This window comes from Peptidiphaga sp. (assembly GCF_057238965.1).
This window is the reverse complement of sequence record NZ_DBHHEV010000103.1, coordinates 1-7,752: the sequence shown is the minus strand read 5'-3', so window position 1 is coordinate 7,752 and position 7,752 is coordinate 1. Positions and strand designations below refer to the sequence as shown.

The following is a 7,752-nucleotide window of genomic DNA, read 5'->3' as shown; positions in this document are numbered from 1 at the left end:
GGGAGGGGGGGGAGCCGTGGATGGGGAAGGGCGGGGGGTCGAAGCGCGGCGTGCCGAAGGCCATCATCTCGATGGCGCAGCACGCCAGGCCCATCGTCACGGGCCACTGCGAGTTGGTCACAGCCCAGTTGGCCACAGCCTCGACAGACGTGAGGAAGACCCCCTGGGAGCCGGCGTCGTGAGGCTGCGCCCCCGTCGATTCCGCGCGTGTTCGTCTCAATCCCATGTGCGCTCCTCTCAATCCCACTCGAGCCCGCCGCGGCGCCACTCGTAGACGAAGGGAACGGCGATGAGGAAGACGAAGCTCAGCATCGCGACGACGCCGAACAGGCCGAGCTTGTGGAACGAGACCGCCCACGGATAGAGGAAGACGACCTCGATGTCGAAGACGATGAACGTCATCGCCGTCAGATAGTACTTGACCGGGAAGCGCCCGCGCCCGCTGGCCGCGGGCGTCGCCTCCACGCCGCATTCGTAGTTTTCGAGCTTGACCCGGTTGTGCCGCTTGGGGCCGAGGAAAGAGCTCATGACGAGGCCGCCGATCGAGAGCGCCGCGGCCGCGGCGATCATGACCAGCAGAGGAACGTAGGGGTTCATCCGCGCACCTGCTTTCTTGCCTTCATCTTCGCGGCCGCCGCCTGCCGGGCCGCCGTCTTGGTCGTTTTCATGCTTTCGGGGCCGCCTTCGCCAACGCCGAGATGAGCCGGTCCGTCCAGTCGCCTCCGCGGCGGTCGTAACAGTCCGAGAGCAGCCTCATGACCAGGCGCATGAGCGTCGGCCGCGGCAGGCCGCGGGCGACGCACAGGTGCATGATCTTAGGGCGCTCAATGAGGCGGGCGAAGGCCCGTCCAAGCGAGTAGTATCCGCCCAGCTCCTCCCGCATGGCCGCCGGATAGGCCGCAAGCGCCCTGTCTTTCGCTGTGATCGTGGGGCGCGAGTGCGCCTGGGCCACGGCGTCGGCCGCGAGCCGGCCCGCCTGAAGCGCGTAGGCGATCCCCTCTCCGTTGAACGGCGAAACCATGCCGCCGGCGTCGCCCACCAGGAGCAGCCCGTCGGCGTAATGCGGCTTGCGGTTGAAGGCCATGGGCAGAGCGGCGCCGCGCAGCCGGCCGACCTGGTTTTCTTCCGTGAATCCCCATTCGGACGGCGCGTTGGCCATCCACGCCTTGAACATCGCGCGGTAGTCCAGCCCCGTGGCCTTAGCCGTCGAGGAAAGCGATCCGAGGCCCACGTTGACGATGCCTCCGGCGAGCGGGAAGATCCATCCGTAGCCGGGCATGAGATCGGATTTTCCGGGCTTGCCGTTCCACAGCTCCAGGTGGGACTCCATGACGGAGTCCGCCGAGCGCGGCGAACGGAAATACGTCCGGTAAGCCACTCCCATGGGCCGGTTCATCGCCTTCTCCCGGCCGACCGCAGTCGCCAGGCGGGCGGAGACTCCCCCGGCGTCGACGACGACGGGCGCTTTGAAGGCAAGCGGCTCGCGTTCGGCCGACTTCGCCTCGACGCCGACCACCCTGCCGCTGCGCTCGTGCAGAATCGGGCCGACGACGGTGACGTTCTCGTGCAAGACCGCCCCGGATTCCCGGGCTTTCGCCGCGAGCGCGGCGTCGAGCTCCGCGCGCGGGCAGGCGAGGCCGAAATTGGGCAGGGAGGCCGTCTCCGGCCAGGGCAGCTCGATCGTGTGGCCGCCTCCGACCGCGCGAAGGCCGGTGTTGCGGGCCCAGCCGCTCGTGTCGACGCCCATGCGGACAAGCTCGGCCACGGCGCGGGGCGTGAGGCCGTCCCCGCAGACTTTGTCCCGCGGAAACGTGGATTTTTCGAGAAGCAGCACCCTGAGGCCGGCCATGGCGAGATAGTGGGCGGTCGACGAACCGGCCGGCCCCGCGCCGACGACGACGGCGTCGGCTTGCATATCGCCCTTGTCCATTGGTCTCAGTTCCTTTGTGCGCTATTCGGCGCCACAATCCTATGCTGTGAGCCAATGCACCGAGAACGGAAAATACGTAACATTCGTCTTTCGATATTGAAAAACGGCGGAATCATAGGGCTTGGCCTTTCGTCCCACGCGCCGATGACGAGAAGATCACACCCCGGGAGCGCGGGCTAGCATCGGCCGAACGGCCCTGTGAATCGCGACGATGCCTCCCGTCAGATTCCGGTATGCGACCGAACGCCACCCGGCGTCCTGGATCATTCGGGCCAAATCGGCTTGATCAGGCCAGGCGAGAATCGACTCGCCCAGGTAGTCGTAGGCCGATTCGTCTGAGGAGAACGCCTCTGACAGCGCGGGGACGACCGAGCCCAAGTAGAAGGAATACAGCCTGCGCATCGGCCCCCACACGGGGGTGGAGAACTCTGCGATTGCCAGGCGCCCGCCGGGTTTGGCCACGCGCAGCATTTCCTTCAGGGCCTTGCGCGGGTCGTTGACGTTGCGCAGCCCGTAGGACATCGTGACGACGTCGAAGGCCCCGTCGGCGAAAGGAAGGCGCATGGCGTCGCCTGCCACGCAGGGGATCTCGGGGCGGCGCCGGCGGGCTTCGGAGAGCATGCCCAGGGAGAAGTCGCACGCGACGGCGGATGCCCCGTTTTCGGTGTAGGAGGCCGTGGACGTCGCGGTTCCCGCTGCGAGGTCGAGGACGCGGTCTCCCGGCCCGGCCGCCACCGCCGCAGCCACGGCGGCCCGCCAGACTCTGACCTGGCCGAGGGAGGCGACGTCGTTCATAAGGTCGTAACGGGAGGCGACCTCGTCGAACATCCTGGAGACTTCCCCGGGTTTCTTCTTCAGACTCGCGCGGCGGTTTGCCATCCCGTGCGTCCCCTTTCTTCGCCTCGCGCCTCTTCTCGGCGTTCTTGGCGATGCGTCTCGTTTTCCGCCATGGGCTTTCCTTCGCCATGGATTTCTTGTCAGGGCGACTCGCATTCTACTAGCCCCTTTCGGAAGACCCGTCCGCGCACGGCAGGCCCGCCCACGTTCTCACACCAAGCCCGCCGCCCTTCTCACACCAAGCCCGCCGGCTTTCTCACACTAAGCCCGCCCGCCTTCGCACGGCAGCCCGCCGTCCTTCTCACACCAGGCCCTCCGGCTTTCTCACGGCGCGCAGGCTCCCGGCGCCCTCAAGCCTTACGCCTTAAACTTTCATCCATGGACGAATTCCCTCCGCTTCCGGCGACAGTCTCCGAGACCTTCGACCCCGAGCACTGGCGCGACGTCGTCGGACTCGACCTGCAGGACATCACCTATCACCGCGGAGTCGAACGCACTCGGGGGGCCGACGGCGCCGTCGCCGCATGCACCGACCTCCCCGTCGTCCGCATCGCCTTCAACCGCCCCGAGCTGCGCAACGCCTTTCGGCCCGAAACCGTCGACTCTCTTTACCGCGCGCTCGACCACGCCCGGCTCGACCCGTCCGTGGGCGCCGTCGTCCTCACGGGCAACGGCCCGTCCCCCAAGGACGGCGGGTGGGCTTTCTGCTCTGGAGGCGACCAGCGCGTGCGCGGACGCGACGGGTACAGGTACGAAGGCTTCGCGAACGGCGGGGCAGGGTCCGACGCCGAGACCTCGTCGAACGGGCGCGCGCCCAGCGGGCGCCCATCCGGCGGGCGCCCGTCCAACGGCAGACTGCACATCCTCGAAGTCCAGAGGCTCATCCGGAACATGCCGAAGGTCGTCATCGCCGCGGTTTCGGGATGGGCCGCAGGCGGTGGACACTCCCTCCACGTGGTCTGCGACCTGTCCGTCGCCTCGCTCGAACACGCCCGCTTCAAGCAGACGGACGCGAACGTCGGGTCGTTCGACGCCGGCTACGGCTCGCAGCTGCTCGCCCGCCAGGTGGGTGACCGCAGGGCCCGGGAGATCTTCTTCCTGGCGCGGCCCTATTCGGCGGAGGAGGCCGTAGCCTGGGGCGCGGCCAACGAGGCGGTCCCCCACGCGGAGTTGGAGGATCGCGCGCTCGAGTACGCGGCAACCGTGGCGCAGAAGTCTCCGCAGGCCATCCGCATGCTCAAGCTCGCCTTCAACGCGGCCGACGACGGCATCGCCGGCATGCAGGCCTTCGCGGGCGAGGCCACCCGGCTCGCATACATGACCGAGGAGGCCCGCGAGGGGCGCGACGCCTTCCTCGAACAGCGCTCCCCCGACTGGTCGCCCTTCCCTTACTATGCGTGAGGCCGATTGCCATGAGTGAGACCGACGTGAACCCCTCCCACAGCTCCCCCCGCCTTCGCGCAGTCGCGGGCGGCACGAGCCCCGCCTCCCGCGAGCGCACCCTTGACGTCGCCCGGCGGCTCGCTTCCTTCCGAGACAGCCCGTCCCGGAAGCCCGACCCGTCCGGCCAGCCTCATCCCCCGACGATGCTGACGGACGAATCGCTCGTCCATGGCGGCAATCCGGTTGACGCCGCCTTCGCTTGCGGCCCAATCCCGCCCGAAACGGCTTTAATTTTGCGAACTTCGGGTTCGACGACGGGCGTGGGAAGCCTCGTGGCGGTCTCGTGGGACGCCCTTTTCGCCTCCGCCGAGGCGACCGAGGAGGCCCTCGGCGGGCCCGGACATTGGGTCACATGCCTGCCTACCAACCACATCGCCGGTTTTCAGACCCAGTTCCGTTCGGCCGTTGCGGGCCTGACCCCCATCGACGCCGGGGCCGGCCGTCCCGAAGACCTCGCGCGGGCCGCTGACTTTGACGGCAAGTCTGCGCCCCTTTACGCATCGCTCGTTCCCACGCAGCTCAGGCGCCTTCTCGCCAGCTCGGCCGCGCGGGCCGCCAGGCGCTTCGACGCAATCCTCGTGGGAGGGGCCGCCGCAGGCGCCAGGCTTCTGGAGGCCGCCCGGGCCGCGGGCCTGAAAGTCGTCACCACGTACGGAATGACGGAAACCTGCGGCGGCTGCGTGTACGACGGCCGCCCCGTCGGTGACACCCGCGTCGCCGTCGAAGAGGGCCGCATCGTCTTGTCGGGCTCCGCGGTGGCGCTCGGATACGTGGGCGGCCCCGGCTTCGCCGGGACGTTCCGCACGAGCGACGTCGGCCGCCTGGAGGCCGGCCGCCTCACCGTGCTCGGGAGGATCGACGACGCAATCACCACGGGCGGCATGACGATCATGCCCGCCGTCGTCGAGGAGGCTCTCGCGCGCAGCAGGGCGGGCGAGAGCGTCGTCGTCGGAATCGACGACGCCGAATGGCGCGAGATCGCCGTGGCCGTCGTCGGCGCGACGGGGCTTTCCCGGCCGACTGCGTCCAAGATGCGCAAGGCGATCGCCGAAGAGCACGGAAAAGCCTATGTTCCCAGGCTGTTTCTCAGCTTTTCGGATCTCGGGCTTTCGGATTCCGGGCACTCGGACTCTGGGCTCTCAGAGTCGGAGCCGTCGGATCCCGGGCTCTCAAACGCCGGCTCCGGAGGCCTTCCGCTGACTGCATCCGGCAAGCCGGACAGGCGCGCAATCCGCGAGCTCGTCCGCCGCGCCTTGGACCGCCGTTCCCCCTCTTCGTGACACCGCGCCTCAGACCGCGGGCCCCGTTCACGCAGAACCCGACTTTGAACCGCCGGCCCAGTTCTCGCGGAGCCTCGCCCCGTTCTCGCAGCGCGGCGCGCCAGAACGCGACGAACCGCCGGTACCATGGCTCCGTGGCGGTTTCAGATTGGATCGAAGGGGCGCGCCCGAAGACGCTGCCCGCAGCGTTGGCCCCCGTCATGGCCGGGACGGCAGTGGCGCTGCACGCAGGCGAAGCGTCCCCCGTTCGCGCCGGGCTCGCGGCCGTTCTCGCCCTCGCGCTGCAGGTGGGGGTCAATTTCGCCAACGACTATTCGGACGGCGTCAGGGGGGCGGACGCCGTCCGCTCCGGCCCGCCGCGGCTGACCGGCGGCGGCAAGGCGTCCCCCGGCACGGTCAAGAGCGCCGCGTTCGCAGCCTTCGGAGTCGGCTCGGCGGCCGGCCTCGCTCTGGTGGCGCTGTCCGGCCAATGGTGGCTGCTTCTCGTCGGCGTCGCGGCCCTCACAGCGGCTTGGTTTTACACCGGAGGCAGCCGCCCGTACGGATACATGGGCCTCGGGGAGGCGTTCGTCTTCGTCTTTTTCGGGCTCGTCGCGACGGCGGGGACGACTTACACGCAGGCGCTGTCTGTCCCCTGGCAGAGCTGGCTCGCGGCCTGCGCCGTCGGCTCGGCGGCCTGCGCGCTGCTCATGGTCAACAACATTCGCGACATCCCGACCGACGCCGACGTCGGCAAGAACACCCTCGCGGTCCGGATCGGCGACAGGCGGGCCAGACGGGCTTTCGCCGCCTTGGTCTCTGTGCCAGTCGTCACACCCCTCGCATTGATCGGCGACCTCGGCCCCTGGGCCGCCTTGGTCGCCGCGCCAACCGCCCTCTTTGCCTGGCGCGCCGCCTCGCCCGTGCTCGCAGGCGCCGGCGGACGCGATCTGATTCCCGCCCTCCGCACCGCGGGCCAGACGGAGCTCGCCTTTGGCGTAACTCTCTTTCTGGCTTACGCGGGGGCCGTTTACCTACACTAAGTTCCATGCCGCGTGTCATGCTTGCTATCACGATCGTCGCCCTTTGCATCTACGGGATCATCGACTGCGCTCGCACGCCGAAAGAGTCGATGCCGGGGCGCCTGCCCAAGCCCGTCTGGATCGTCGTCTCTTTGATTCCGGTCGTCGGCGCTCTCCTGTGGCTTCTCCTCTCGTGGCCGATCAAGCACCCGAACGGCTTTGGAACGATCGAGATCGGACGGGCACGTCCGCGCAAGCCCGAGCCCGAGGGTCCGATCGCCCCCGACGACGACCCCGAGTTCCTCGCCAAACTCGACGCCCGGAATCGCTTCGCCGAGTGGGAGCGCCAGCAGGCCAAGGCGGAGGGCGAATCCGGGGACGGCGGCGAGCCCGGCGGCAACGACGCAGGCAAAGACTCCGCCGGCAAAAGCTCCGGCGGCAGCCCCGACCGCGACTTCAAGCGGCAGAAGACCTCGAAAGGCAAAACTTCCGAAGAGGACGGCCCTTTCCCTTCGCAGTTCGACGATCTCGATGCGGAACTCCGCAAGTTTCTAGACGACGAGGGTTCGCAGTCCGCTTGACGGACGAACTAAATCCTCGACGCCAGGGCCCGGGCGGCCCGGCGTCGAGCAATCCCTGGGCCGAACGCGCCCCGCACCAGACAAACACGAAACCTCACCGACTGGTTGTGTGAAGTGCTGCCCGGCGTGCCGAATCAAGGCTTCGAAAAGGCTTAGAATCTGACGGCAACGACGAGAGGGGACGACGTTGATCGAGGTTTCCGCCGAACAGGTGCTCGCATGGCGGCTACACAGGCAGTGCCTGGAACCTTTGACGGACGCAGGCCCTGTTGAGATCGTCGGACGGCTTTGCGGAGTGCAGGCGCAGGTGGCTTCCGCCGCTGAGACCGCTGTCGCCTTACGACAACGCAACCCGCGGCCTGAAGGGGTCAAGCGCGCGTACTCCGACCGCTCGCTTGTCAAGACTTGGGCGATGCGCGGAACGCTGCACGCGATGCGGTCTGCGGACGTAGCGGAGTACCTGTCGCTGCTGGCCGGCGCTCGTACGTGGACCAAGCCCGCCTGGTCACGGCACTTCGGCGCTACGCCAGAGGAGGTCGATCAACTGACGGAGTTTGTCGCCGACCTCCTTGACGGTCAGGCGCTGTCTCGCGATGAGCTGGTGAGCGAACTGATTCAGGACAAACGGTTCAAGGGGATGGAAGAACAACTGCGCTCCGGGTGGGGTGCTCTGCTCAAGC

8 protein-coding genes and 1 pseudogene are annotated in these 7,752 nt (G+C 68.2%); 5 read left to right on the top strand and 4 right to left on the bottom strand.

The window, feature by feature from the left end; translation table 11 throughout:
- The 4 genes and pseudogenes from ACO48X_RS10040 to ACO48X_RS10025 all read right to left on the bottom strand — a co-directional run.
- Positions 1-226: pseudogene (locus ACO48X_RS10040) on the bottom strand (hypothetical protein); the annotation flags it as partial.
- Between the two features lie 11 nt (positions 227-237).
- Positions 238-597: an NADH-quinone oxidoreductase subunit A gene (locus ACO48X_RS10035; protein WP_485001951.1), complete on the bottom strand. Its 360-nt coding sequence runs from the start codon at positions 595-597 to the stop codon at positions 238-240.
- Between the two features lie 67 nt (positions 598-664).
- Complete coding sequence (locus tag ACO48X_RS10030) at positions 665-1,930, bottom strand: geranylgeranyl reductase family protein (RefSeq protein ID WP_485001950.1); 1,266 nt, start codon at positions 1,928-1,930, stop codon at positions 665-667.
- A 156-nt stretch (positions 1,931-2,086) separates the two neighbouring features.
- Positions 2,087-2,809 carry a demethylmenaquinone methyltransferase gene (locus ACO48X_RS10025; protein ID WP_485001949.1) on the bottom strand — a complete coding sequence of 241 codons (723 nt, stop codon included), beginning with the start codon at positions 2,807-2,809 and terminating at the stop codon, positions 2,087-2,089.
- Positions 2,810-3,145: 336 nt separating this feature from the next.
- On the opposite strand from ACO48X_RS10025, the gene ACO48X_RS10020 reads away from it, so the two are divergent.
- From ACO48X_RS10020 to ACO48X_RS10000, 5 genes are all read left to right on the top strand, one after another.
- Positions 3,146-4,168 (top strand): 1,4-dihydroxy-2-naphthoyl-CoA synthase, encoded by a 1,023-nt coding sequence (locus ACO48X_RS10020; protein WP_485001948.1) that lies wholly within the window; start codon positions 3,146-3,148, stop codon positions 4,166-4,168.
- 11 nt (positions 4,169-4,179) lie between these two features.
- Positions 4,180-5,490, top strand: a complete 1,311-nt coding sequence (locus ACO48X_RS10015) for an AMP-binding protein (protein WP_485001947.1) — start codon at positions 4,180-4,182, stop codon at positions 5,488-5,490.
- Positions 5,491-5,624: 134 nt separating this feature from the next.
- Entirely contained in the window at positions 5,625-6,512 is an 888-nt protein-coding gene (locus ACO48X_RS10010; protein WP_485001946.1) for a 1,4-dihydroxy-2-naphthoate polyprenyltransferase, read from the top strand.
- Between the two features lie 5 nt (positions 6,513-6,517).
- Positions 6,518-7,072 carry a PLD nuclease N-terminal domain-containing protein gene (locus ACO48X_RS10005; protein WP_485001945.1) on the top strand — a complete coding sequence of 185 codons (555 nt, stop codon included), beginning with the start codon at positions 6,518-6,520 and terminating at the stop codon, positions 7,070-7,072.
- Between the two features lie 187 nt (positions 7,073-7,259).
- A partial coding sequence (locus ACO48X_RS10000) for a DNA glycosylase AlkZ-like family protein (RefSeq protein WP_485001944.1) occupies positions 7,260-7,752 on the top strand: 493 nt, incomplete at its 3' end.